This window comes from Allobosea sp. Root670 (assembly GCF_001429415.1).
GTDB classification, from domain to species: Bacteria; Pseudomonadota; Alphaproteobacteria; order Rhizobiales; family Beijerinckiaceae; genus Allobosea; species Allobosea robiniae.
Genome location: NZ_LMJU01000020.1, coordinates 134,611 through 160,296, shown reverse-complemented (window position 1 = coordinate 160,296; position 25,686 = coordinate 134,611). Strand labels below are relative to the sequence as shown.

The following is a 25,686-nucleotide window of genomic DNA, read 5'->3' as shown; positions in this document are numbered from 1 at the left end:
CCTATGCCCGGCATGGTTCCGGGCAGCAGCAGCCGCCCGGAAACGCCGGTCGCGAGAGGCTTACGCGGCCTCGGCGGCCAGGCGCTGCGCCTTTTCGACGGCTTCCTCGATCGAGCCGACCATATAGAAGGCCGCTTCCGGCAGGTGGTCATACTTGCCCTCGATCAGGCCCTTGAAGCCCTTGATGGTGTCCTCGAGCGGGACGAGCTTGCCGGGCGAGCCGGTGAAGACCTCCGCGACGAAGAAGGGCTGCGACATGAAGCGCTCGATCTTGCGGGCGCGCGCCACCGTCATCTTGTCGTCTTCGGAGAGCTCGTCCATGCCCAGGATCGCGATGATGTCCTGCAGCGACTTGTAGCGCTGCAGCGTCTGCTGGACAGCGGTCGCGACAGCGTAGTGCTCCTCGCCGACGATGTCGGCCGAGAGCATGCGCGAGGTCGAGTCGAGCGGGTCGACCGCCGGGTAGATGCCCTTTTCCGCGATCGAACGCGACAGCACGGTACGGGCGTCAAGGTGGGCGAACGAGGTCGCGGGCGCCGGGTCGGTCAAGTCGTCGGCCGGGACGTAGATCGCCTGCACCGAGGTGATCGAGCCCTTGTTGGTGGTGGTGATGCGCTCCTGCAGGTTGCCCATGTCGGTGGCGAGCGTCGGCTGATAGCCCACCGCCGAGGGAATGCGGCCGAGCAGCGCGGACACTTCCGAACCGGCCTGCGTGAAGCGGAAGATGTTGTCGACGAAGAACAGCACGTCCTGGCCCTTGTCGCGGAAATCTTCCGCGATGGTCAGGCCGGCGAGGGCGACGCGCATGCGGGCGCCCGGGGGCTCGTTCATCTGGCCGTAAACGAGAGCGCACTTGGAGCCAGCGGTCGAACCGTTGTTCTCCTTGGGGTTCTTGTTGACGTTGGACTCGATCATCTCGTGATAGAGATCGTTGCCTTCGCGGGTGCGCTCGCCGACGCCGGCGAACACGGAGTAGCCGCCATGCGCCTTCGCGACGTTGTTGATCAGCTCCATGATCAGCACGGTCTTGCCGACGCCGGCGCCGCCGAACAGGCCGACCTTGCCGCCCTTGGCGTAGGGCGCCAGCAGGTCGACGACCTTGATGCCGGTGACGAGGATCTGGGCGTCCGTCGCCTGCTCGGCATAGCTCGGGGCCGGCTGGTGGATGCCGCGGCGGGCCGTGGTCAGGATCGGGCCGGCCTCGTCGACCGGCTCGCCGATGACATTCATGATGCGGCCGAGCGTCTCATCGCCGACCGGAACCGCGATCGGCGCGCCGGTGTCGGTGACGGACTGGCCGCGAACCAGACCTTCGGTGGCGTCCATCGCGATGGTACGGACGGTGTTCTCGCCGAGATGCTGGGCGACCTCGAGGACCAGGCGGTTGCCGAGGTTGTCGGTCTCGAGCGCGTTCAGGATCTCCGGCAGGGCGCCGTCGAACTGCACGTCGACGACCGCGCCGATGACCTGGGTAACGCGGCCGGTGCCGGTGTTGGCGGGCTTCTCGGCGGTCTTCGTCTTGGTGGTCTTGGTAGCGGCTTTGGCCATGGTGGAACCTCGGGACTAGCGCATTCGGATGTTGCGGCTGCCGGCGGATCACTCCGCCGACGAAAGATTAGGCGGTTATAGCGCTTCCGCGCCGGAGATGATCTCGATCAGTTCCTTGGTGATCATCGCCTGGCGCGAGCGGTTGTAGATCTGCGTCTGCTTCTTGATCATCTCGCCGGCGTTGCGCGTGGCGGAATCCATCGCCGACATGCGCGCGCCCTGTTCGGACGCGGCGTTCTCGAGCAGCCCGCGCAGGATCTGGACGGTGAGGTTGCGCGGCAGCAGCGCCTCGAGGATCTCGCCCTCGTCCGGCTCGTAATCGTAGACCGCGTCGGTCTGCTTCGTCCCTTCCGGGATCTCGGCCGGGATGATGCGCTGCGCCGTCGGAATCTGGGCGATCACCGAGCGGAAGCGCGAGAAGAACAGCGTCGCGACGTCGAACTCGCCATTGCCGAAGCGGGCCAGCACGTTCTGGGCGATCGTCTCCGCATTGGCGAAGCCGACCTGCTTGAACTCGCGCAGGTCGATGAACTCGATGATCTCGGCCGCGAACTGGCGGCGCAGGATGTCGTAGCCCTTCTTGCCGACGCAGATGATCTTGACCGTCTTGCCTTCGGCCTTCAGCGCCAGCGCCTTGTCGCGGGCAAGACGCGCGATCGAGGAGTTGAAGGCGCCGCACAGGCCGCGCTCGGCGGTCAGAACCAGCAGCAGATGCACCTTGTCGGAGCCCGTGCCGGCGATCAGGCGCGGGGCGCTCGAACCGGAGACGCCCGACGCGAGATTCGACAGCACCGTCTCCATGCGCTCGGCATAGGGGCGCGCAGCCTCGGCAGCCGACTGCGCGCGGCGCAGCTTGGCAGCCGCGACCATCTGCATGGCCTTGGTGATCTTCTGCGTCGACTTCACCGAAGCGATGCGGTTTCTAAGGTCCTTCAAAGAAGGCATGTGGCGCTCTCACCCCGTCATGGTCGAAACTGACCATCTACGTCTCATTCCGTCATGCCCGGGCTTGTCCCGAGCACCCATGTCCTCACTCCCGCCCGCCTTGCTCGATCGGCCGCAAGGCGTGAATGGCCGGCATGAGGCCGACCATGACGGGAAGCCCGTCCTCAGGCGAAGGACTTCGCGAAACCCGTCACGATGTCCTTGAGCTTGGCGGCATTGGCGTCCGACAGGTCCTTCGACGTGCCGATCTCGTTCAGCATGTCGGCATGCTTGCCGCGGACCAGCGAGAGCAGGCCGTCCTCGAAGGCGCGGACCTTGTTGACCGGAAGCGCGTCGAGATAGCCGTTCACGCCGGCATAGATCACGACGACCTGCTCTTCCATCTTCAGCGGCGAGAACTGCGGCTGCTTCAGGAGCTCGGTCAGGCGGGCGCCGCGGTCGAGCAGGCGCTGCGTGACCGCGTCGAGGTCCGAGCCGAACTGGGCGAAGGCGGCCATCTCGCGATACTGGGCGAGCTCGCCCTTGATCTTGCCGGCAACCTTCTTGGTGGCCTTGGTCTGCGCCGACGAACCGACGCGCGACACCGAGAGACCAACGTTCACGGCCGGGCGGATGCCCTGGTAGAACAGGTCCGTCTCCAGGAAGATCTGGCCGTCGGTGATCGAGATCACGTTGGTCGGGATATAGGCCGAAACGTCGTTCGCCTGGGTCTCGATGACGGGCAGCGCCGTCAGCGAGCCGAGGCCGGCGGCCTCACCCATCTTCGCCGCGCGCTCGAGCAGGCGGGAGTGGAGATAGAACACGTCGCCCGGATAAGCCTCGCGGCCCGGCGGGCGGCGCAGCAGCAGCGACATCTGGCGGTAGGCGACGGCCTGCTTGGAGAGGTCGTCATAGATGATGACGGCATGCATGCCGTTGTCGCGGAAGAACTCGCCCATGGCGCAGCCGGCGAAGGGCGCCAGGAACTGCATCGGGGCGGCGTCCGAGGCGGTGGCCGCCACGACGATGGAATACTCCATCGCGCCGCGCTCCTCGAGCACCTTCACGAGCTGGGCGACGGTCGAGCGCTTCTGGCCGACGGCGACGTAGACGCAGTAGAGCTTCTGGCTCTCCGGAGCGCCTTCGACGTTGAGGGGCTTCTGGTTCAGGATCGTGTCGAGCGCCAGGGCGGTCTTGCCGGTCTGGCGGTCGCCGATGATCAGCTCGCGCTGGCCACGGCCGATCGGGATCAGGGCGTCGACCGCCTTGAGGCCGGTCGCCATCGGCTCATGCACCGACTTGCGCGGGATGATGCCGGGCGCCTTGACGTCGACGCGGGCGCGGGTCTTGGACTTGATCGGGCCCTTGCCGTCGATCGGGTTGCCGAGCGCGTCGACGACGCGGCCGAGCAGCTCCTTGCCGACGGGAACGTCGACGATGGCGCCGGTGCGCTTGACGGTCTGACCTTCCTTGATCTCGCGGTCGGAACCGAAGATCACGACGCCGACATTGTCGCTCTCGAGGTTGAGCGCCATGCCGCGCACGCCGGACTCGAATTCGACCATCTCACCGGCCTGGACCTTGTCGAGGCCGTAGACGCGGGCGATGCCGTCGCCGACGGAGAGAACCTGGCCGACTTCGGTGACCGAAGCTTCCGAGCCGAAATTCGAGATCTGAGCCTTCAGGATGGCGGAGATTTCAGCGGGGCGGATGTCCATCAGCCGACCTCTTTCATGGCAAGACGAATTGAATTGAGCTTGGTTTTCAGCGAGGCATCGACCATGCGGGAGCCCATCTTGACGATGAGCCCGCCGATCAGGGCCGGGTCGATCTTGATCGAGACGTCGACATCCTTGCCGGCGACGCCCTTCAGCGCCGCGCGGATCTCGTCGACGCGCTTGGCCGTGGGCTGCTCGGCGACCGTCACCTCGGCGGAGACGATGCCCTTGGCCTCGGCGACCAGACGCTTGTAGCCGGCGATCATGCCCGGCAGCGCGAAGAGGCGGCGCTTGCTGGCGACGAGGCCGATGAAATTGGCGGCAATGCCGGTGATGCCGGCCTTCTCGAGCACGGCCTTGATCGCCGCGACCTGCTCCTCGGCGGTGAAGGCCGGGCTCTCGATCAGGCGACGGAGGTCCTCGCTCTCGGCGAGCAGACCGTTGAAGCTATCCAGAGCGGCCGCGACGGCGTCGATCGCGCCTGCCTCCTGAGCCAACTCGAACAGAGCGGTGGCATAGCGTTGAGCTACGCCCGACACCAATGTCCCCTGCGATCCGCCTTCAGCCACGCTTCCCGTCTCTCGTTTCAAGGGACCACACCGGCGACCTTCCTGACGAAGGTGGAGTGTATGCTCCCGACACTGCGAGTATCATAGGCCCGAAGTCGGCAAGACGACTTCGCGACCGAAATGTGGCGGTGCACTAGCATGCGGTTCCGGGCCGCGCAATCGCTGATTGCCCTTCATTAGCGGCGATTTTGCCGCGCCTTTCACCTCTTCAAAGGAAGCTTTGCGGATCGACGTCCACCGCGACCCGGACCGAGCCCTTGGGCCGGGGCGCCCGTTTCAGCCAGCCGCGCAGATAGTCCTGCAGGTTGATCTCGCGCGCCGTCTTGACGATCAGGCGCATGCGATGGCGCCCGCGCAGCACTGCCAAAGGCGCTTCCGCCGGCCCCAGCACCATGATTCCGTCATTGGCCTCGGCGCAGCGCGCCAGCGCCCGCGCATGGCTTTCGGCCTCGGCCTGGTTGTTGGCGGAGACGATCAGCGCCGCCAATCGCCCGAAGGGCGGCAGGCCCGCGGCCTCCCGCGATGCCTCCTCTGCGGCATAAAACCGCTCCGGATCGCCCGAGATCAGCGCCTTGAGCACAGGATGCTCCGGGTCATGCGTCTGAAGCAGGGCGCGGCCCGGCTTCTCGCCCCGCCCTGCGCGCCCGGTGACCTGTCGCAAGGCCTGGAAGGTTCGCTCCGCCGCGCGCGGATCGCCGGATGTGAGGCCGAGATCGGCGTCGATCACGCCGACCAGCGTCATTCCCGGGAAATTATGGCCTTTGGCCACGAGCTGCGTGCCGATGACGATATCGAATTCGCCTTCGGCCACCGCCATCAGCTCGGTCTTCAGGCGCTCCGTCCCACCGGGAAAATCGCTGGACAGCACGATCGAACGCGCCTGTGGAAAAAGCGTCGCGACCTCCTCGGCCAGCCGCTCGACGCCCGGCCCGCAGGCGACCAGGCTCTCGGGCTTGTGGCAGGCCGGGCATTCATGCGGCCGACGCTCGACATGGCCGCAATGATGGCAGACCAGCGCCCGCCGAAAACGATGGTCGACCAGCCAGGCCGAGCAGTTCGGGCACTGGAAGCGGTGGCCGCAATCCCTGCACAGCGTCAGCGGCGCATAGCCGCGCCGGTTGAGGAAGAGCAGGGATTGCTCCTTGGCCTCCAGATTGGCCTCGACCGCCTTGACCAGCGCGCCCGAGAGCCAGCGCCCCCGCTCCGGCTTGTCGCGGCGCAGGTCGACGAGGCCGAGAACAGGCAATTCGCGCCCGCCGAAACGCTCGGGCAGCTTGAGATGGGCATAGCGCCCGCGCTCGGCATTGACGCGGGTCTCCAGCGAAGGCGTTGCGGAAGCCAGCACCACCGGCGCATTCTCGATCCGCCCGCGCACCACCGCCATGTCGCGCGCATGATAGGAGACGCCGTCCTCCTGCTTGTAGGCGCTCTCATGCTCCTCATCGACGACGATGAGGCCGAGATCGCTATAGGGCAGGAAAAGCGCCGAGCGCGCGCCGGCCACGACCTTGGCCTCGCCGGATGCGATCGCCGCCTGCAGGCGCTCGCGCTTGCGGCCGGTCACCGCCGAATGCCACAGGCCGGGCCTGACACCGAAGCGGGCCTCGAACCGGTCGATGAACTGCGCGGTCAGCGCGATCTCGGGCATCAGGATCAGGCTCTGCCGGCCAAGCCTGACTGCCTCCGCCACCGCCTCGAAATAGACCTCGGTCTTGCCCGAACCGGTGACGCCTTCCAGCAGCGAGACGCCGAAAACCTTCGCTTGCACCGACCTGACCAGCGCCTGCGCCACCTCGTCTTGCCCTTCCGAAAGCTCCGGCACGGCATGATCCGGATCGGGCAAGGCCGCAATCGCCTCGCGCGGCAAGGGCTCGACGATGAAGGTGCCGGCATCGACGAGAGAATCGATCACCGCCGCACTGACGGACGCCGCCTCGGCGAGTGCCGATTTCGCGATCAGCAACCCGCCCTCAGCAGCGGCGATGGCCCGCGCCCGTGCCGGGGTCATGCGGCCGGGCGGCGGGCCTGCGAGCCTCACCCCGAGCTTCGGTCGCTCGGGCGTGTCGTCCGGTTGCCGGCGTAGCGCCAGCGCCAGCACCGAACCTTTCGGCGCCAGCGTGTACCAGGCGACCCAGTCGACGAGCTTGCGCAGCGCCGGGTCGAGCGGCGGCATATCGTATTTGCCGGTGACCTTCTTGAGGTTGCCGCCGCGCCCGGAACCGACATCCCAGACGACGCCGACCGTCTCGCGCGGCCCGAGCGGCACCTGCACGACATCGCCGGGCTTGAGCACTAGCCCGGCCGGCACGGCATAGCTATAAGCCTGATCGAGCCCGAGCGGGATCAGCACATCGACCGTGCCGCCTTCGATCATGTCCGCCGTCTCATCCATCGCGCCAGTGTCTAGCACCGATTCGGCTGCTGTTAAGGCAGGAGCGTCATGCTTCCCCGATGACCGATTTCGATCCCTTCCGGCGCGACTGGCTCTCCCACCTCTCGGCCGAGCGACGCCTCTCGCCGAAGACGCTGGAGGCCTATGCCCGCGACCTCGGCCAGTTCCATGCTTTCCTCACCGAGCATCTCGGCGGCGCGCCCTCCCTTTCCGACATCGCCGCGCTCAAGCCCGTCGACCTGCGCGCCTTCCTCGGCCAGCGCCGGCGCGACGGCATCGGCAACCGCACCCTGATGCGCCAACTCGCGGCGCTCCGCTCTTTCGCCCGCTTCGGCGAGCGGAACGGCAAGCTCACCGCCGCTGCCTTCGCCGCGACCCGCGGCCCACGCCTCGGCAAGTCGCTGCCGCGCCCGCTCGAGCCCTCGGCCGCCCGCGCCGTCACCCAGGCCGATACCCGCGCCGGCGAAGAGCGCGAACAGTGGATCCTCGCCCGCGACGCCGCCGTCCTCGGCCTGCTCTATGGCAGCGGGTTGCGCATCTCGGAGGCGCTCTCGCTCGCCCGCACCCAGGCCCCGCAGCAGGCCGGCGATACGCTGACCGTCATCGGCAAGGGCAGCAAGACGCGGATGGTGCCGGTGCTGCCCGTCGTGATCGCGGCCATCGCCGAATATCTGAAGCTCTGCCCCTGGCGCCTGCCGCCGGAAGGGCCGCTGTTCGTCGGTGCCAAGGGCGGACCTCTGTCGCCGCGCATCATCCAGCTCGCGGTCGAAGGTTTGCGCGGCGCGCTCGGCCTGCCCTCCTCGGCCACGCCGCATTCCCTGCGCCATTCCTTCGCGACGCATCTGCTCGGGCGCGGCGGCGACCTGCGCGCCATCCAGGAACTGCTCGGCCACGCCTCGCTCTCGACGACGCAGATCTACACCCGCATCGATTCGGCCCGCCTGATGGCCGCCTATGACGCCGCCCATCCACGGGCCAGCCGCTGACATCTTGCTGCCCAAACGGAAAGCCTTAAACACCGCCCGCCAGTGGTGGCCTGCGAGGTGATTCGTGTCCGGTTCCATCGAAACGCCCGAGGGCGGCAACAAGCGCATCGCCCTGCTGATCGCGCTGCTGGCGCTGACGCTCGCCTTCTCTGAGATCGGCGGCAAGAATGCCGAGCAGGAGGCCGTCGCCAAGAATATCGAGGCCTCCAATCTCTGGGCCTTTTTCCAGGCCAAGACGATCCGCGGCACCACCGTGCGCACCGCGGCGGAAGCGCTGGAAGTCGAACTCGCCGGGGTCACCGACGAAGCCGCCCGGCAGCGCCTGACCAAGCGCATCGAGAGCTGGAAGCAGACCGTCGCGCGCTACGATTCCGAGCCCGAGACCAACGAGGGCCGCAAGGAACTCGCCGCCCGTGCCAAGGCGGCCGAAGCCCAGCGCGACATTGCCGCAGCCCGCGACGACAAGTTCGACATCGCGTCAGGCCTGATCCAGATCGCGATCGTCATCTCGTCCGCCGCGATCATCACCGGCGTCGGCCTCCTCGCCGCGACCGGTGGCCTGCTCGGCCTCACCGGCATCGCGCTGATGGCGCTGGCCCAGTTCGCTCCGACCGCGCTGTTCTGAGAACGTTACCGGCTGCGCCGCAGGCGTGGATCGACCGCGTCGCGCAGGCCATCGCCGAGCAGGTTGAAGCCCAGCACGGTCAGCGCGATCGCGGCACCCGGGAAGATCGCAAGCCAGGGCTGCGCCGCCATGAAGGTCTGCGCCTCGTTAAGCATCCGTCCCCAGGACGGGTTCGGCGGCTGCGTGCCGAGCCCGAGATAGGACAGGCCGGCCTCGGCCAGCACCGCGAGCGCAAACTGGATCGTCGCCTGCACCACCAGGATGCCGGCGATATTGGGCAGGACATGGCGTAGCGTGATCTGCCGGTTATTGAGCCCAGCCGCCCGCGCCGCCTGGATGAAGTCCTGCGCCCAGACCTGCAGGGCCGCGCCGCGCGCGAGCCGGGCAAAATAGGGCAGGTTCAGCACGGCGATGGCGACGACGGCGTTGAGCATGCCGGGCCCGACGATCGCGGTCATCATGATCGCCGTCAGCACGGCCGGGAAGGCATGGGTGAAATCGGCCGTGCGCATGATCGCATGGTCGAGAATGCCGTCGCGCCGGACCGAGGCTGCGAGCCCCAGCGCCGTCCCGACGACCATGCCGATGCCGACAGCACCCAGGCCCACCGCCAGCGAATTGCGCGCACCGACCATGATCATCGAGAAGACGTCGCGCCCGAACTGGTCGGTGCCGAACCAGTTCACTGCCGACGGCCCCTTGAGCCGGTTCAGGATCATCATCTGCGTCGGCTGATAGGGCGTCCAGACATAGGAAACGAGAGCCGCGGCGACGACGAGCATGGCCAGCACCACGCCGATCACGAAGGAGGGCGCCAGCCACCAGTGCCGCTTGCCGCCGAGCGCCTTGTCCTCGGCCGCGCTCATGACTGCCTCAGGCGAGGATCGATCAGCCCGTAGAGCAGTTCGACCGCGAAATTGATCAGGATCGCCAGCCCCGCGAAGAGCATGACGAGGTCCTTGACCACGATGAGATCGTGCTGGGCGATGGCCTGGAAGACGAGCCGGCCCAGTCCCGGCAGGGCGAAGACGTTCTCGATGATGATCGCCCCGGCGATCAGCACGGAGAACTGAAGGCCGAGGATGGTGACGACCGGGATCAGCGCGTTGCGCAGCGCATGCCGGCGCATCGTCGTGCCCTCGCTCAACCCCTTGGCGCGGGCGGTGCGAACGAAATCCTCATGCAGCGTATCGAGCATCGAGGACCGCGTCACCCGCGCGATGATCGCCGCCTGCGGCAGGGCCAGCGCCAGCGCCGGCATCAAGAGCGCCTTCAGCGAGACGCCTATCCCCGCTTGCCAGCCCGGAAAGCCGCCGGCCGGCAGCCAGCCGAGCCCGACCGCGAAGACGAGCACGAGCAGCAGGCCGAACCAGAAATTCGGGATGGCGAGCCCGGCCTGCGCGAAGGCCATGACGCCGGCATCAGCCAGCCGGCCATGGCGCGAGGCCGCGAGCATGCCGAGCGGAATGCCGATCGCCGTCGCCAGTGCGATCGCCATCAGCGCAAGCGGTAAGGTCACCGCCATCCGCTCGGCGATGAGCTGGAGCACCGGCACGCGATAGGTGTAGCTCTGGCCGAGATCGCCCGTGACGAGCCCGCCCAGCCAGATGAAGAAGCGCAGCACCGCCGGCTTGTCGAGCCCCATCTCGGCCCGGAGCGCAGCCAGCGCCTCCGGCGCAGCATTCAGGCCAAGCGTCACCGCCGCCGGGTCGCCCGGCAGGATTTCGAGCGCGACGAAGATGACCAGTGCCGCCGCGAGCAGCGTCAGCACCAGCGCGACGAGCCGGCGCAGGATATACCCGATCATGACGCTCTGCCGCCTGCCGGCAGACTCACCGCCAGCGCAATTCCGCCAGCGGCGTCACCGGCAGCGGCCAATCGGTCCACATCCCCTCCAGCGCTGTGTTCGCCACGGTGATCTTCGGCAGGATGAACAGGAAACCGTTGACCGCATCCTGAGCCAGCTTGCGCTGCGCCTGCTTGTAGAGCTCGTTGCGCTCGGCCTCCGGCAGGGTCACGGCGATCTTGGCGATCAGCGCCTTGAAGTCCGGGTCCTTGTACTGGAAGTAGTAGCCGTCACGCGCGTAGATATCGATGTCGAGCGGCTCGGTATGGGCGATGATGCTGAGATCGTAATCCTTGTTGCGGAAGACACGCTCCAGCCATTGCGGGAATTCCAGCGGCTCGATCGCTGCGTTGATGCCGACCTGCGCGAGCAGCGCCGCGACGATCTCGCCGGAGCGGCGGGCATAGGATGGCGGCGGCAGCTTCAGCGTGCAGCTGAAGCCATTCGGGAAGCCGGCCTCCTTGAGCAGAGCCTTGGCCTTGGCGGGGTCGTAAGGGTATGTGCCGGTCAGGTCGACATAGGCCGGGTGCAGCGGCGAGAAATGGCTGCCGATCAGGTTGACGTCGAAGCCGTAGACGCCGAGCGCGATGGTCTTGCGGTCGAGCGCATGAGCGATCGCCTGTCTCACCTTGAGATTGTCGAAAGGCGGCTTGGCGTTATTGGTGGCGAGCACCGTCTCGCCCTCGGTGCCGCCGATCGTGACCTTGAGCTTCGGATCGGCCTTGAGCTGCGGCACGGCCTCCGGCGCCGAGAGATTGGTGTGGGCGTCGACATCGCCGGCCCGCAGCGCCGCGACCTGCGCCTGCGGGTCCGACATGAAGCGGAAAATCGCCTTGGCCAGCGCCGGCTTCTCGCCCCAATAGCCGTCGTTGCGGGCGAGTTCGAGCCGGTCGCCGCGGTTCCAGCGCACGAATTTGAACGGGCCGGTGCCGACCGGATTGGTCTTGTTGTTGGCGGCCGTGGCCGGCGCCACGATCACCGCATCGCCCCAGGCGAGGCCGAAGAGGAAATTCGCAGTCGGCTGCTTCAGCTTGATCACCACGGTCGCCGGGTCCGGCGTGGCGATCTCGGCGATGGGCGTGAAGAGCTGGCGCTGGGCGTTGGTGGAATCCGGTGCCACCGCGCGCTCGAACGAGAACTTCACCTGCTCGGCGGTGAACGGCGTATCGTCGTGGAACTTCGCGCCCTGCCGCAGCTTGAAGCGATAGGTGACGTTGTCGTCGGCGATCTGCCAGCTCTCGGCGAGGCAGGGCTGGAGCTTGCCGGTCCGGTCGATCTTGACCAGCCCTTCGAAGATGTTCTGCAGCGTCACCTCGCGGATCGCCTGCGCGGCGCCGGATGTCGGATCCAGTGTCGGCGGCTCCAGCGTCTGGGCGATGGTCACGCTGTCCTTTGCCTGCGCCAGCGCGACGACGGGAAGCTGCGCCGCCAGCGCTGCCAGTCCCGCCCCTGCCAGGAGTTCACGCCGCGTCGTCATATCCATCGCTCCGGTACCGTTGCGGCGCGAGGATGGCGCGGGAGATACGACAAGCGCAAGTCCGGTTCCGAAGCAATCCCCGACAGGTAGGGGCCGTCCTCTGGCGCACTAGTATACCAGGCGATTGACCCCCGCTGCCGCCGGTTCTAGAGATCGGGGCGACCGATGGAGATGCCCATGCTGCTGCACGACGATCGCCTCTTTCCCGCCGATCCGGTAACCCGCGGCATCGCGCGCCGGCTCTTCGCCACGGTCCGCGACCTGCCGATAATCTCGCCGCATGGCCATACCGATCCGCGCTGGTATGCCGAGGACAATGCCTTTCCCGATCCGGCGACCCTCTTCGTCAAGCCGGATCATTATATCTTCCGCATGCTCTACTCGCAGGGCGTGCGCCTCGAACAGCTTGGCATCAACAGAAAGGACGGTGGCGAGGTCGAGACCGATCCGCGCAAGATCTGGCAGCTCTTCGCCGATCACTGGCACCTGTTCCGGGGCACGCCGACGCGGCTCTGGTTCGAGCACGCAGCCTCGACCGTCTTCGGCATCAACGAGCGCCTGACGCCGGAGAATGCCGACAAGATCTACGACAGGATCGCCGCCAGGCTGGAAGAGCCGGAGCTGCGCCCCCGCGCCCTGTTCGAGCGCTTCAACATCGAGGCGATCAGCACGACCGAGGGCGCGCTCGATGATCTCCGCTGGCACGACATGGTCCGCGAGTCCGGCTGGGGCGGCAAGGTCGTCACCGCCTACCGGCCGGACAGCGTCGTCGATCCGGAGTTCGAGGGTTTTTCGGATAATCTCGAGAAACTGGGCGAACTGACCGGGGAGGATATCGGCAGCTGGACCGGCTATCTCGCCGCTCATCGCAAGCGGCGCGCCTATTTCAAGGGGCGTGGCGCCACTTCCTCGGATCACGGCCACGCCACTGCCCGCACCGCCAATCTCTCGGATGCGGATGCCGAGAAGCTCTACGCCAAGATCCTCAAGGGCAAGGTCTCGGCCAAGGACGCCGACCTCTTCCGCGGCCAGATGCTGACCGAGATGGCGAAGATGAGCCTCGACGACGGGCTCGTCCTGCAGATTCATCCGGGCTCCCATCGCAACCACAACGCGGCTCTGTTCGAGCATTTCGGCCGCGACATGGGCTCCGACATTCCGACGCAGACCAACTATGTCGAGGCACTGAAGCCGCTGCTCGACGCCGTCGGCAACGAGCCCAATCTCACGGTCATCGCCTTCACGCTGGACGAGACCGCCTACTCGCGCGAACTCGCCCCGCTCGCCGGGCATTATCCGGCGCTGCGGCTCGGACCGGGCTGGTGGTTCCTCGATGCGCCCGAGGCGATGCTGCGCTTCCGCGAGCTAACGACCGAGACGGCCGGCTTCTACAACACCGTCGGCTTCAACGACGACACCCGCGCCTATCTCTCGATCCCCGCCCGGCACGACGTCGCGCGCCGCGTCGACTGCGCCTATCTCGCCAAGCTCGTCGCCGAGCACCGGCTCGAAGAGGACGAGGCGGCCGAGGTCGCCCATGACCTCGCCTATCGCCTCGCCAAGGAGGCCTACAAGCTGTGACCCGCCTCTCCGCTTCCGCTCTCGCCGGCCTGCCGGCTTCGGTCCGCCGCCCGGCCTATGACCGCTCGGCCCTCAAGCCCGGCATCGTCCATCTCGGCCTCGGCGCCTTCGCCCGCGGCCACCTCGCCGAATATACCGAGGACGCGCTGGAGCACTGCTTCGGCGCCTGGGGCATCACCGGCGCCAGCCTCCAGCGCCCCGACCAGCGCGACCGGCTGAAGCCGCAGGACGGGCTCTACACCCTGCTCAAGCTCGCCCCGACCGGGCCGGAATTGCGCATCATCGGCTCGGTGCTCGATGTCCTCGTCGCACCCGAAAACCCCTCCGCTCTCATCGCAAAGCTCGCTGCGCCCGAGACCCGCATCGTCTCGCTCACCGTCACCGAGAAGGGCTATTGCCACGACCCGGCGACCGGCAAGCTCAAGGCCGATCATCCCGACATCGTCCACGACCTCGCCAATCCCCATGCGCCGCGCTCGGCCGTCGGCATCCTCGTCGCCGGGCTGAAGGCGCGCCGCGATGCGGGGCTTGGCCCGTTCACCGCGCTCTGCTGCGACAATCTTCCCTCCAACGGCCATGTGCTGCGCGGCCTCGTCCGCGACTTCGCAGCGCTCACCGACGACAAGCTCGCCACCTGGATCGAGGCCAACGGCGCCTTCCCCGCGACGATGGTCGACCGCATCGTGCCGGCGACGACCGAGGCCGACCTCGCCGAAGTCGCCAGGCTGATCGGCGCCGAGGACGCCGCCCCCGTCATCGGCGAGCCCTTCCGGCAATGGGCGATCCAGGACGTCTTCGCCGCTGGCCGCCCGGACTGGCATGAGGTGGGCGCGCAGATGGTCTCCGAGGTCGCGCCCTTCGAGTTCATGAAGCTCAGGATGCTCAACGGGGCGCATTCCTCGCTCGCCTATCTCGGCTATCTCGCCGGGCATGAGACGGTGGCCGAGGCCAGCAGTGATCCCGTCCTCGCCCGCTTCCTCGAAGGCCTCTGGGCCGAGATCATCCCGACCGTGCCGGCGCCGCAGGGCGTCGTGCTCGCGGACTACGCCAAGGCCCTGCTCGTCCGCTTCCAGAACCCGGCGATCCGCCACCGCACCTGGCAGATCGCCATGGACGGCTCGCAGAAGCTGCCGCAGCGCCTGCTCGGCACGATCCGCGAGCGGCTGAAGGCCGGCGCCGGAATCGAGCATCTCGCGCTCGGCGTCGCCGCCTGGATGCGCTACGTCACCGGCACCGACGAAAAGGGCGGCGCCATCGACGTGCGCGATCCGCTTGTTGCGGAGCTCAAGCGCCACACGGAGACTGCCGGGCGTGATCCGAAAGCGCTGGTCGAGGCGCTCACCGGCATCGAGGCGATCTTCGGAACCGACCTGCCGGGCGACCTTCGGTTTACAAAACCGGTGACCGCTCACCTCGCCTCGCTCCTCGACAAGGGCGCGAAGGCGACGGCGGCGCGCTTGGGCTAAGCCCTCAGCGTCATTCTCGGGCGAAGCCCAGCTTCGACCCGAGAATCTCGTGACAAGGAGGTTCCGGGAGCCTCATCCGGGACGAGATGCTCGGGTCAAGCCCGAGCATGACGGCCTCCCGCCCCCTTGATCCGCGCCGGCATCCAGCGCCAGATGCGCACGATGCTTCGCGCGCTCACCCTTGCGATCTCGCTCCTCACCGTCGCCACGGCCCAGGCGCAGGAGCCGCCGCGCATCGCCATCCCCAATCTCTGGGACCCGCGCATCCGGCTCGACCGGCCCGAGCCCGGCCCGCCGCGCGTCGTGCGCTTCCTCGCCGATGACGACTATCCGCCCTTCCATTTCGTCGGGCCGGACGGGGCGCTGACCGGCTTCTCGGTCGAACTCGCCCGTGCCGTCTGCGAGAAACTGGGCTGGACTTGCACGATCCAGCCGCGCCGCTTCGATACCCTCACGGACTCGCTCGCCGAGGGCCGGGGTGACGTACTCGCCGCCGCGATGAACCTGACGCCGGCCCTGCGCGAGCGCTTCGCTGCGAGCCACCTCTATTTCCGCGCGCCCGCCCGCTTCGTCACCACGCGCGGCAGCGCCCGGGCAGCACTCGACGGTGCGGCCCTGCAGGGGCGGCGCGTCGCGGTCGTCTCCGGCACGGCCCATCAAGCCTTTCTCGAGCGGCTGATGCCCTTCATGCAGCGCCGCGAAAGCACCGACCTCAACGCCGCGGTGGCAGCGCTCCGCAGCGGCGAGGCGGAATATGTCTTCGGCGACGGCGTGGCCTTGTCGCTGGCGCTCGCCGGCAGCGGCGGCGAGTTCGCCTTCTCGGGCGGGCCCTATCTGGAAAGCCGCTATTTCGGCGAGGGCGTCGCCTTCCTGCTGCGCAAGGACGATCCCGCCCTGAAGCGCGCCATCGACTACGCGCTGCAGGGGCTCTGGGACGACGGGACCTATGCCCGCCTCTATCTGCGCTTCTTCCCGGTCAGTCCTTACTGACCATCAGGGCGCGTTGCTGGCCAGTGCCTGCTTGGCAACCGCCGCGAGCCATCCCGAGGTCGCAGGCAGGATCGCATCGTTGAAGTCGTAGCGGTCGTTATGCAAGGCGCCGCCGTTCACCGCCGGGCCATTGCCCATCCAGATATAGCAACCCGGGCGCTTCTCCAGGAAATAGGCGAAATCCTCGCCGGTCGTGCTGGCCTTCATGTCGCGCCGGACGATCAGCCCTGCGGCCTCTCCGGCAGCGGCGGCCATGTCCTCTTCCGGCGGCGTGTTGATCGTGGCGACGCCATAGGTGAACTCGACCTCGGCCGTCATCTCGAAGGTCGCGGCGATGTTCTGCGCGATGCCGTTGAGCCGCGCCAGCAGGCGGTCCCGCACGGCCGGCACGAAGGTGCGGAAGGTGCCCTCGATGAAGACATTGGTCGGGATCTGGTTGGAGGCGAGCCCGCCATGCACCTGGCCGATCGAGACCACCGCCGATTCCATCGGATCGACATTGCGCGAGACGATCGTCTGCAACGCGACGATCAGATGGCCCATCGCCACGATCGGGTCATGGCTCTGCTCGGGCAGGGCAGCGTGTCCCGCCTTGCCGGTCAGCGTGATCTTGAAGCGCCCGGGCTCGGACATCACCGGCCCGCGATGCACCGCGACCGTACCGGCTTCGAGGCCCGGCCAGTTATGCAGCGCGAAGACGCGCTCCATCGGGAAGCGCTCCAGCACGCCGTCATCCAGCATCGCGAGCGCGCCGCCCGTCCCCTCTTCGGCCGGCTGGAAGACGAACTGCACCGTGCCGCTCCAGCCCTCATCCGCCTTGAGCAGCGCCGCAGCACCGAGGAGAGAGGTGGTGTGGCCGTCATGCCCGCAGGCATGCATCACATTGGGTGTCTTCGACTTGTAGGGGACATCGTTGACCTCCTGGATCGGCAATGCGTCCATGTCGGCACGCAGACCCACCGTGCGCTCGGACGAGCCCTTCGTCAGCGTCGCCACCACGCCGTAGCCGCCGACATTGGCGGTGAAGGGCACGCCGAGCTCGGTCAGCTTCTCCTGCACGAAGGCGCTGGTCATCTTCTCGTGGCGCCCGAGTTCCGGATGGGCGTGGAGATGTCGTCGCCATGCGGTCAGCTTGTCGAGCAGGTCGCGGTCCAAGGCGGCATCCTTTCAAAGGCGTGGTCAGATACGAAGGAGCCCAGACTATCCCCCACGGCCGGCACGGCAACCACGGAAAAGAGAAGCCCCTCATTCCCGGCAAGCGGCTTTGCCAGCGTCATTCTCGGGCGAAGCGAAGCGCAGACCCGAGAATCTCTCTCAGGATGGGCCTCCATGCATGAGCCCCTTCCGGGTCGAGATGCTCGGGGCGAGCCCGAGCATGACGAGCCCGCCCAAACGCGCGCATTGACTGTGCCCTTCGCAATCTGCGAAAGCCCGCAATCAATAGTTTGCAGATTGCGAACTCACAGGTCACCAGACGCGGAGAGGATACCCGCCCAAATGCCCGCCTTCGACGCAGCCCTCGTTGACGCCGCCCAGCGTTCGGCCGCCTGGCCGTTCGAGGAGGCGCGCAAGCTCGTGGCCCGCATCGAGAAATCCGGGAAGAAATCGGTGATCTTCGAAACCGGCTACGGCCCCTCGGGCCTGCCGCATATCGGCACCTTCGGCGAGGTCGCGCGCACCTCGATGGTCCGCCACGCCTTCCAGGTGCTGACCGGCAACACGATTCCCACGCGCCTCGTCGCCTTCTCCGACGACATGGACGGCCTGCGCAAGGTGCCGGACAACGTGCCGAACAAGGAGCTGCTCGCCGCCAATCTCGGCAAGCCGCTGACCGAGGTGCCGGACCCGTTCGGCACGCATGACTCGTTCGGCCGCCACAACAATGCGCGGCTCTGCGCCTTCCTCGACAGCTTCGGCTTCGACTACGAGTTCAAATCATCGACCGACGCCTACCGTGCCGGCGAGTTCGACGCGACATTGCTGAAGATGCTCGCCCGCTACGATGCGGTGATGAAGATCATGCTGCCGACGCTGCGCGAGGAGCGGGCCGCGACCTATTCGCCCTTCCTGCCGATCCATCCGAAGACGCGCATCGTCATGCAGGTGCCGATCGACGAGGTCGATGTCGAGGCCGGCACCATCGCCTGGACCGACCCGCAGACGAAGGAGCACTTCGTCTCGCCGGTCACCGGCGGCCATGTGAAGCTGCAATGGAAGCCCGATTGGGCAATGCGCTGGGTCGCACTCGGCGTCGATTACGAGATGGCCGGCAAGGATCTGATCGACTCGGTCAAGGTCTCCTCGCAGATCGCGCTTGCGCTCGACGGCACCCCGCCGGAAGGCTTCAACTACGAGCTCTTCCTCGACGAGCAGGGCCAGAAGATCTCGAAGTCGAAGGGCAACGGCCTGACGATCGAGGACTGGCTGACCTATGGCCCGCCGGAGAGCCTGGCGCTCTACATGTTCCAGCGCCCGCGCGAGGCCAAGAAACTCCATTTCGACGTCATCCCGCGCGCCGTCGACGAATATCTCCAGTTCCTCGGCGGCTATGAGCGGCAGGACTGGAAGAACCGCTTGGGCAACCCGGCCTGGCACATCCATGCCGGCAATCCCCCGGCGCCCGAGGTCATCGCTTCCGGCGAAGGGGACAACACGGTCCGGACGCAGGTGACCTTCGGCCTGCTGATGAACCTCGTCGCCGTCGCCAATTCCGAGGACAAGGCCGTGCTCTGGGGCTTCCTCCAGCGCTATGCGCCGGGCATGTCGGCCGAGACGTATCCGCGCCTCGATGCGCTGGTCGGTTACGCGATCGCCTATTTCCGCGACTTCGTGAAGCCGGCGAAGAGCTACCGCCCGGCCGACGAGGTCGAGCGCGACGCCTTCACCAAGCTCGACGCTGCCTTGGCCGCGCTGCCGGCCGATCCGACGCCCGAGATGGTGCAGGACACGGCGCTCGACGTCGCCCGCGCCATCCCGCGCTACCAGAACCTCACCGCCAAGAACGCGACGCCGGAACGGCCGGGCGTCTCCGGCGACTGGTGGAAAGCGATCTACCAGGTGATGTTCGGCGAGGATCAGGGCCCGCGCTTCGGCTCCTTCGCGGCGATCTACGGCCTCCCCAACACCCGCGCCCTGATCGCCAAGGCGCTGGCCGGCGATCTGGTGAAGGAGCACGCCGCCTTCCTGGCAGCGCGAAAGGGCTAGCGAGCGATGACCGGGATCGACGCCGTCGAACGCGCGATCCGCGCCCGCCGCGCGGTTCGCGCCTTCCTGCCCGACCCGGTCGAGCCCGCTCTCGTGCGCCGCCTGATTGATCTGGCGGCGCAGGCACCCTCCGGCACCAACATGCAGCCCTGGAAGCTCCGGGTGATCGGCCCGCAATCCCGGGCGCGTCTCGAAACGGCACTGCTCGCCGCGCTCGATGCCGGCGGGCGCCCCGGCGTCGAGGAATACCGCTACTATCCCGCGCAGTTCCGCGAACCCTATCTCGCCCGCCGCCGCAAGGTCGGCTGGGACCTCTATGGCCTGCTCGGCGTCTTGAAGGGCGATACCGAGGGCATGAAGCGGCAGACCGCGGCGAACCTGCGCTTCTTTGATGCGCCGGTCGCACTGATGCTGACGATCGACCGCGATCTCGAGATCGGCTCCTGGCTCGATCTCGGCATGTTCATCCAGACCCTGCTGGTCGCCGCGCAGGGCCATGGCCTCGATTCCTGCCCGCAGGCGATCTTCGCGCAGTTCCACCCGATCGTCCGGCGCGAACTCGCCATTCCCGAGAACGAGGTCGTGGTCTGCGGCATCGCCATCGGCAAGGCCGATCCCGGTGCGCCGGCCAACCGCCTCGTGCCCGAGCGCGAGCCGGTCGAGAGCTTCACCACCTGGCTGGATTGAGCGGCATCAGGCGCCGGACTGCGCCGCCGCATCCTTCCGGAACAGCCTGACGAGCGGCCCAACCAGCCAGTGCATGGCGGCGATGGTGAGGCCGCCGACGATCACACCGAATACGGCCGCGAGTGCAGCCCCGGCGAGCCACTCCCCGGCCCCAGCCAGTGCTGCCGGCAAGGTTCGCCCCGCAGCGACCGCGAGATCATGGACGCCATGGCCGAGGCCGCTGAGGCCATATTCCTCCAGCCCGTGGATGATGATGCCGCCGCCGACCCAGAGCATCGCAGCGGTGCCGACCACGCCGAGCAGGTTCAGGAAATGCGGCATGGCGACGACGAGCCCGCGCCCCAGCGGCCGCGTCAGCCAGGACAGCGCGCGATCGAGCCCGCCCGCCTCGCCCGGCCCCGGCCGGCGCAGGCCCAGCAGGCTCGTCGCCGGCCGCTGGTTGGCAGCGAGCGCCATGCCGACATCGTCGGCCTTCACGATCAGCGCGACCACGCCATAGACCGCAACCGTGATGCCGATGCCGACGATGGCGAGCACCGCGGCCTTCATCCAGAAGGATTGATCCGAGACACCGGCGAGCGTGATCGCCATGATCTCCGCGGAGAGGATGAAATCCGTCTTCACAGCGCCGGCGATCTTCTGCTGTTCGAGTGCCGCCGGATCGCCAACCGCCTCGCCCGCCTTACCCTCGCCATGGGCGCCATGCGGCACGACCAGTTCCAGGAGCTTCTCGGCACCCTCGAAGCAGAGGAAGACGCCACCCGCCATCAGGAGCGGCGTGATCGCCCAGGGCGCGATCAGCGCAAGGATGAGCGCGCCCGGCAGCAGGATGATAAGCTTGTTGCGCAGCGAGCCCAGCGCGATCCGCCAGATGATCGGCAACTCGCGCGCCGCCGCGAAACCGACGGCATAGCGCGGCGTCACCGCTGCATCGTCGATGACGACACCCGCGGCCTTGGCTCCGGCCTTGCCGGCCTGCGCCACGACATCGTCGACCGAGGACGCCGCGATCTTGGCGATGCCGGCAACGTCGTCCAGCAGCGCAAACAGCCCCGAAGCCAAGCGGCTCTCCTCGGAAGGTTATCGGATCAGGCGAGGATAGAGCGGTTTTCGCTCATCGCAATGACGGCGCGCCGCGTCACCCCTTCAGGCTGGCAAACCCCTTGCCCTCGGCCGCAAGCCGCCGGAGCAGCGGCGCCGGCTCCAGCGCCTTGTCGCCGATCTCTGCGGCTTGCGCCTCCAGCCGCTTGACGATGAGGTCGAGCCCGACACTGTCGGCCCAGAACATCGGCCCGCCCCGCCAAGCCGGCCAGTTATAGCCGTTGATCCAGACGATATCGATGTCACCCGGCCGCGCCGCGATGCCCTCTTCCAGGATGCGCGCGCCCTCGTTCACCATCGGATCGAGCAGGCGCGCCAGGATCTCCTCTTGCGTGAAAGAACGCCGCGTCACGCCCTGCTCGGCCGAGATGCGGGCGATCAGCGCCTCGACCTCGGGGCAGCGCTGCCCGGCACGCGCGCCCTGCGGATAGATGTAATAGCCGCGCCCGGTCTTCTGGCCGAACCAGCCGGCCTCACAGATCGCATCCGCCACGGCGGCCTTCAGCCCGCGCGCCTTGCGCGAGCGCCAGCCGATATCGTTGCCGGCGAGATCGGCCATCGCGAAGGGCCCCATCTTGAAGCCGAAGCCGACCAGCGCTGCATCGACCTCATGCGGCAGGGCGCCGGCGATCAGCAGCCGCTCGGCCGCGCGGGTGCGCCGCTCCAGCATGCGGTTGCCGACGAAGCCGAAGCCGTTGCCGACCACGACCGGCACCTTGGCGAGCTTGCGCCCGAGCGCGACCGCCGTCGCGATCGCATCGTCGGCGGCGCCCTGCGGCCGGACGATCTCCAACAGCTTCATGACATTCGCCGGGCTGAAGAAATGCATGCCGATCACGTCCTGCGGGCGCTTCGTCGCCGCCGCGATCGTGGGCACGTCGAGATAGGAGGTGTTGCTGGCGAGGATGGCGCCGGGCTTCGCCATCTTGTCGAGGTCGCCGAAGATCTGCTGCTTGACGCCCATCTCCTCGAAGGCCGCCTCGACCACGATATCCGCCCCCGCCGCAGCCGCGAGCCCCACCGCCGGCTTGATCAAAGCCATGCGCCCGGCCTTCGCCTCCGGCGTCAGCGATCCCCTGGAAACCGAGATGTCGTAGATCGCGCCGATGCGGTTGACGCCATTGTCGAGCGCGGCCTTGGCCGTCTCGATCAGGGTCACCGGGATGCCGGCATTGGCGAAGCACATCGCGATGCCGCCGCCCATCGTGCCGGCACCGATCACGGCGGCGCTGGCGATCTCGCGCGGCTTCACCTCCGGCCCGATGCCCGGCACCTTCGCGACCTCGCGCTCGGCGAAGAAGACATGGCGCAAAGCCTTTGAGCGCTCGTCGGCGACGAGCGACAGGAAGAGCTTGCGCTCGACGGCTGCGCCCTCCGTAAAAGACAGCGCGAAGCTCGCGCGCACGGCCTCGACCAGTGCCGGCACGTTCGGCATGCCATCCGCCTTCTTCAAGGCCTCCCTGGCCAGGGCCTCGAAGGCCTCGCGATCCGCTTCCGTCAATTCGCCGGTTGCCGCGCTCGTCACCGGGCGGCGCCCCTCCGCCGCCAGCGCCTCGGCCAGCCGGATCGCAGCGGCAATAACATCGCTGGAGACAACTTCATCGAGCAGACCGTATTCGAGTGCCTTGCCGGCCGAGACCGGCTCGCCAGAGAGCATCATCGGAAAGGCCTTGGCCGCCCCGATCAGGCGCGGCAGGCGCTGCGTGCCGCCGGCGCCAGGGATGATCCCGAGCTTGATCTCGGGCAGGCCAAGCTTCGCGCCTGGCAGCGCGACGCGACCGTGGCAGGCGAGCGCGACTTCAAGCCCGCCGCCCAGCGCCACGCCCTGGATCGCCGCGACGACCGGCTTCGCCGAGCCCTCTATCGCGTCGAGCACGTCCGGCAGGCTGGGCGGAGCTGGCGGCTTGCCGAACTCGCTGATATCGGCGCCGGCAATGAAAGCCTTGCCGGCGGAGGCAATCACGATCGCGGCGACAGCGGCATCGGCATTGGCCGCCTTGACGGCGTTCGCCAACCCTTCGCGCACGGCCGCACCCAGCGCATTGACCGGCGGATTGTCGATGGTGACGACCGCGACCCGGCCGCGAACCTCAAGCTGAACCTTCGTCATCGACGTCTCCGCACTTCCCGTCCCGCGCCCGACTCGCAAGCCAAGGCAGCGAAGGCATCTGGGCGGGCAAGGGAGAATCCGCACCGCGCGATGTCAAGCGCCAGACGACGACGAAAGGCGCATCCAGCCTCGCTTGACCCCTGGCGAAAGCCCGTGTCATCCGGGCAGGGCAAGAGGAGCGGACCGATGAGCGAAGTGCTGAGCGAAACCGTCGCGGCCGGCGTGCTGCAGGTCACGATGAATCGGCCGGACCGCAAGAACGCGCTCGACCGCGCGAGCTATGCCGGCTTGATCGCAGCGATCGCCGCCGCCGAAGCCGATACCGCAATCCGCGCGGTCCTGCTGACAGGTGCCGGCGGCACCTTCACCAGCGGCAACGACATCAAGGATTTCGCCATAGCGGCGGCGGCCGGTGAAGGTCCGCGCGTCGCGATCGACTTCCTCGAGGCGATCTCGACGGCGAAGAAGCCGATCGTCGCGGCGGTCGAGGGTTTCGCCGTCGGCATCGGCACGACGATGCTGCTGCATTGCGACCTCGCCTTCGCGGCGCGCTCGGCGACCTTCCGGCTACCTTTCGTCACGCTGGGCCTCTGCCCCGAAGGTGGGTCGAGCTACCTGTTGCCGCTGGTCGCCGGCTCGAAGAAAGCGGCCGAACTGCTGATGCTGGGCGAGGCCTTCAATGCCGAGACGGCCGCCGCAGCCGGCCTGATCAACGCCGTCACCGAAGACGGCACGGCGCTGGAAGTCGGCCTCGCCAAGGCCAAGGCGCTGGCGGCGCTGCCACCGGAATCGCTCGCCCTCACCAAGATGCTGCTGAAGCGCGGCTCGGCCCAGGCCGTGGCCGAAACCATCGCGACCGAAGCGCGCCATTTCGGCGAGCGCCTGAAGTCGCCGGAGGCCATGGCCGCCTTCATGGCCTTCCTGAAGAAGTGAGGCGTGGCGGCCCTCAGGCCGCCACCGCCCGGCTCCGGCCTTTCAGCCAGTCGCGCGTCCAGGAGAACACCGGCCAGAGAAGCGCCGCGAAGGTCATCGCCGCCAGCACGGACGAGACCGGTCGATCGAAGAAGGGCAGCACGGAGCCGTCCGACTTGATCAGCGAGGTCACGAAGTTCTGCTCCACCATCGTGCCCATGACGATGCCGAGCACCATCGCCGCGACCGGATAGCCGTTCTTTTCCATCACGAAGCCGAATATGCCGAAGAAGGCGACGCACCAGACCGCGAACAGGTTGTTGCCCGCCGTCGCGAAGGCGCCGACCGCGCAGAAGATCATGATCACCGGCATCACCGCCGAGCGCGGCGCGCCGACGACCTTGCTCGCCAGCCGGATCATGATGATGCCGAAGGGGATCATGATGATGTTGCCGAGGATGAAGATGATGTAGAGCGCGTACATGCTCTCGGCCTGCGTGGTGAACAGCGACGGCCCGGGATTCAGCCCCTTCATGTAGAGCACGCCGATGGCGATCGCGGTGATCGTGTCGCCGGGAATGCCGAAGAGCAGCGCCGGCACCCAGCCCGAGGCAAGCGAGGCGTTGTTGGAGGCGCCGGCCTCGATCAGCCCTTCGGGATGGCCTGTGCCGAACTTTTCCGGCGTCTTCGAGAAGCGCTTGGCCATGGCATAGCTGACCCAGGCCGCCATGTCGGCGCCAGCACCAGGCAGCACGCCGATGATGATGCCGACGATGTTCCCGCGCGTCTGCTGCTTGGGATATTCCTTGGTGAGCTTCCATTGTCCTTTCAGGATCGAGCCGAGCTTGCGGTTCTCGATCTTCGGCGGGTCGCGCTCGGTCAGCGAACGCATCACCTCTGCCAGGGCGAAGACGCCGACCAGCGCCGGGATGACCTCGATGCCCCCCAGCAGATCGGTCGAGCCGAAGGTGAAGCGCGGCACGCCGCCGGGATTGTCGATGCCGATGCAGGTGATCAGCAGGCCGAGCAGCATCGCTGCGATCGCCTTGATCGGCGAGGAGCGGGCGACCAGCGTCGAGCACATCAGGCCGAGCATGGCGAGCCAGAAGTTCTCGTAGGTCGAGAACGACAAGGCCATCTCGGCCAGCAGCGGCGCGATCAGCATCAGCGAGAGCGTGCCGGCGATGCCGCCCAGCGCCGAGAACCACAGGCAGATGCCGAGCGCCGTCTCCGCCTGGCCCTTGCGCGTCATCGCATAGGCCTCGTCGGTATAGGCGGCCGAGGCCGGCGTCCCGGGAATGCGCAGCAGGCAGCCCGGAATGTCGCCGGAGAAGATCGCCATCGCCGACGCCGTGATGATCGTCGCGATCGCCGCGATCGGTGACAGATAGAAGGTGACGGGCACGAGCAGCGCCGTCGCCATCGTCGCCGAGAGGCCGGGCAGCGCGCCGACCGTCAGCCCGTAGAAGGCGGACGCAACGATCGCGATCATCACGTCGAATTGGAAAACCAGCCCGAAGGCCTTGATGACGGTATCCATCGTCAGGCCT

The 25,686-nt window shown here is 67.6% G+C and carries 20 protein-coding genes; 8 read left to right on the top strand and 12 right to left on the bottom strand.

All coding sequences use genetic code 11. The features are described from left to right. Positions 1-60 precede the first annotated feature (60 nt). From atpD to ASE61_RS24405, 5 genes are all read right to left on the bottom strand, one after another. Entirely contained in the window at positions 61-1,548 is a 1,488-nt protein-coding gene (gene atpD, locus ASE61_RS24425) for a F0F1 ATP synthase subunit beta (protein WP_061971399.1), read from the bottom strand. A gap of 75 nt (positions 1,549-1,623) precedes the next feature. Then, entirely contained in the window at positions 1,624-2,493 is an 870-nt protein-coding gene (locus tag ASE61_RS24420; protein ID WP_061971397.1) for a F0F1 ATP synthase subunit gamma, read from the bottom strand. A gap of 164 nt (positions 2,494-2,657) precedes the next feature. After that, positions 2,658-4,190 carry a F0F1 ATP synthase subunit alpha gene (gene atpA, locus ASE61_RS24415; RefSeq protein ID WP_061971395.1) on the bottom strand — a complete coding sequence of 511 codons (1,533 nt, stop codon included), beginning with the start codon at positions 4,188-4,190 and terminating at the stop codon, positions 2,658-2,660. Next, complete coding sequence (locus tag ASE61_RS24410) at positions 4,190-4,759, bottom strand: F0F1 ATP synthase subunit delta (RefSeq protein WP_061971394.1); 570 nt, start codon at positions 4,757-4,759, stop codon at positions 4,190-4,192. The genes atpA and ASE61_RS24410 overlap by 1 nt, the downstream gene beginning before the upstream one ends. A gap of 208 nt (positions 4,760-4,967) precedes the next feature. Beyond that, positions 4,968-7,151, bottom strand: coding sequence for a primosomal protein N' (locus ASE61_RS24405; protein WP_244493005.1), 2,184 nt, complete (start codon positions 7,149-7,151; stop codon positions 4,968-4,970). Between the two features lie 59 nt (positions 7,152-7,210). Here ASE61_RS24405 and ASE61_RS24400 point away from each other — a divergent pair, with 59 nt between their 5' ends. Both ASE61_RS24400 and ASE61_RS24395 read left to right on the top strand, forming a co-directional pair. Continuing rightward, on the top strand, positions 7,211-8,137 hold the full coding sequence (locus ASE61_RS24400) for a tyrosine recombinase XerC (RefSeq protein WP_061971392.1): 927 nt from the start codon (positions 7,211-7,213) through the stop codon (positions 8,135-8,137). A 64-nt stretch (positions 8,138-8,201) separates the two neighbouring features. Continuing rightward, positions 8,202-8,762 (top strand): DUF4337 domain-containing protein, encoded by a 561-nt coding sequence (locus ASE61_RS24395; RefSeq protein WP_061971391.1) that lies wholly within the window; start codon positions 8,202-8,204, stop codon positions 8,760-8,762. A gap of 5 nt (positions 8,763-8,767) precedes the next feature. On the opposite strand, the gene ASE61_RS24390 is transcribed toward ASE61_RS24395, so the two are convergent. The 3 genes from ASE61_RS24390 to ASE61_RS24380 are packed head-to-tail and all read right to left on the bottom strand — an operon-like array spanning position 8,768 to position 12,085. Further along, a complete protein-coding gene (locus tag ASE61_RS24390) occupies positions 8,768-9,628 on the bottom strand; it encodes an ABC transporter permease (RefSeq protein WP_061971389.1) in 861 nt (286 codons plus the stop codon). Then, a complete protein-coding gene (locus ASE61_RS24385) occupies positions 9,625-10,569 on the bottom strand; it encodes an ABC transporter permease (protein ID WP_061971387.1) in 945 nt (314 codons plus the stop codon). Before ASE61_RS24385 ends, ASE61_RS24390 begins: the two co-directional genes overlap by 4 nt. Positions 10,570-10,594: 25 nt before the next feature. Next, complete coding sequence (locus tag ASE61_RS24380; RefSeq protein WP_082617735.1) at positions 10,595-12,085, bottom strand: ABC transporter substrate-binding protein; 1,491 nt, start codon at positions 12,083-12,085, stop codon at positions 10,595-10,597. A 177-nt stretch (positions 12,086-12,262) separates the two neighbouring features. On the opposite strand from ASE61_RS24380, the gene uxaC reads away from it, so the two are divergent. From uxaC to ASE61_RS24365, 3 genes are all read left to right on the top strand, one after another. Beyond that, complete coding sequence (gene uxaC / locus ASE61_RS24375; RefSeq protein WP_061971384.1) at positions 12,263-13,666, top strand: glucuronate isomerase; 1,404 nt, start codon at positions 12,263-12,265, stop codon at positions 13,664-13,666. Continuing rightward, positions 13,663-15,132, top strand: a complete 1,470-nt coding sequence (locus tag ASE61_RS24370) for a mannitol dehydrogenase family protein (RefSeq protein ID WP_061971382.1) — start codon at positions 13,663-13,665, stop codon at positions 15,130-15,132. Before uxaC ends, ASE61_RS24370 begins: the two co-directional genes overlap by 4 nt. 162 nt (positions 15,133-15,294) lie before the next feature. Beyond that, positions 15,295-16,122 carry a transporter substrate-binding domain-containing protein gene (locus ASE61_RS24365; protein ID WP_244493004.1) on the top strand — a complete coding sequence of 276 codons (828 nt, stop codon included), beginning with the start codon at positions 15,295-15,297 and terminating at the stop codon, positions 16,120-16,122. A 3-nt stretch (positions 16,123-16,125) separates the two neighbouring features. Here ASE61_RS24365 and ASE61_RS24360 read toward each other — a convergent pair whose 3' ends face one another. After that, positions 16,126-17,277, bottom strand: a complete 1,152-nt coding sequence (locus ASE61_RS24360; protein ID WP_061971381.1) for an amidohydrolase — start codon at positions 17,275-17,277, stop codon at positions 16,126-16,128. 342 nt (positions 17,278-17,619) lie between these two features. On the opposite strand from ASE61_RS24360, the gene ASE61_RS24355 reads away from it, so the two are divergent. Then, on the top strand, positions 17,620-19,326 hold the full coding sequence (locus tag ASE61_RS24355) for a lysine--tRNA ligase (RefSeq protein WP_061971379.1): 1,707 nt from the start codon (positions 17,620-17,622) through the stop codon (positions 19,324-19,326). 6 nt (positions 19,327-19,332) lie between these two features. Beyond that, a complete protein-coding gene (locus tag ASE61_RS24350) occupies positions 19,333-20,013 on the top strand; it encodes a nitroreductase (protein WP_061971377.1) in 681 nt (226 codons plus the stop codon). Between the two features lie 6 nt (positions 20,014-20,019). On the opposite strand, the gene ASE61_RS24345 is transcribed toward ASE61_RS24350, so the two are convergent. Both ASE61_RS24345 and ASE61_RS24340 read right to left on the bottom strand, forming a co-directional pair. Next, a complete protein-coding gene (locus ASE61_RS24345; RefSeq protein ID WP_061971376.1) occupies positions 20,020-21,075 on the bottom strand; it encodes a DUF808 domain-containing protein in 1,056 nt (351 codons plus the stop codon). Between the two features lie 76 nt (positions 21,076-21,151). Further along, a complete protein-coding gene (locus ASE61_RS24340; RefSeq protein ID WP_061971374.1) occupies positions 21,152-23,224 on the bottom strand; it encodes a 3-hydroxyacyl-CoA dehydrogenase NAD-binding domain-containing protein in 2,073 nt (690 codons plus the stop codon). A gap of 186 nt (positions 23,225-23,410) precedes the next feature. Here ASE61_RS24340 and ASE61_RS24335 point away from each other — a divergent pair, with 186 nt between their 5' ends. Further along, positions 23,411-24,157, top strand: a complete 747-nt coding sequence (locus tag ASE61_RS24335) for an enoyl-CoA hydratase-related protein (RefSeq protein WP_156407216.1) — start codon at positions 23,411-23,413, stop codon at positions 24,155-24,157. A 13-nt stretch (positions 24,158-24,170) separates the two neighbouring features. On the opposite strand, the gene ASE61_RS24330 is transcribed toward ASE61_RS24335, so the two are convergent. Next, the gene (locus tag ASE61_RS24330; RefSeq protein WP_061971373.1) at positions 24,171-25,676 is read right to left on the bottom strand and encodes a tripartite tricarboxylate transporter permease; all 1,506 of its coding nucleotides are present in this window, start codon (positions 25,674-25,676) and stop codon (positions 24,171-24,173) included. Positions 25,677-25,686 lie beyond the last annotated feature (10 nt).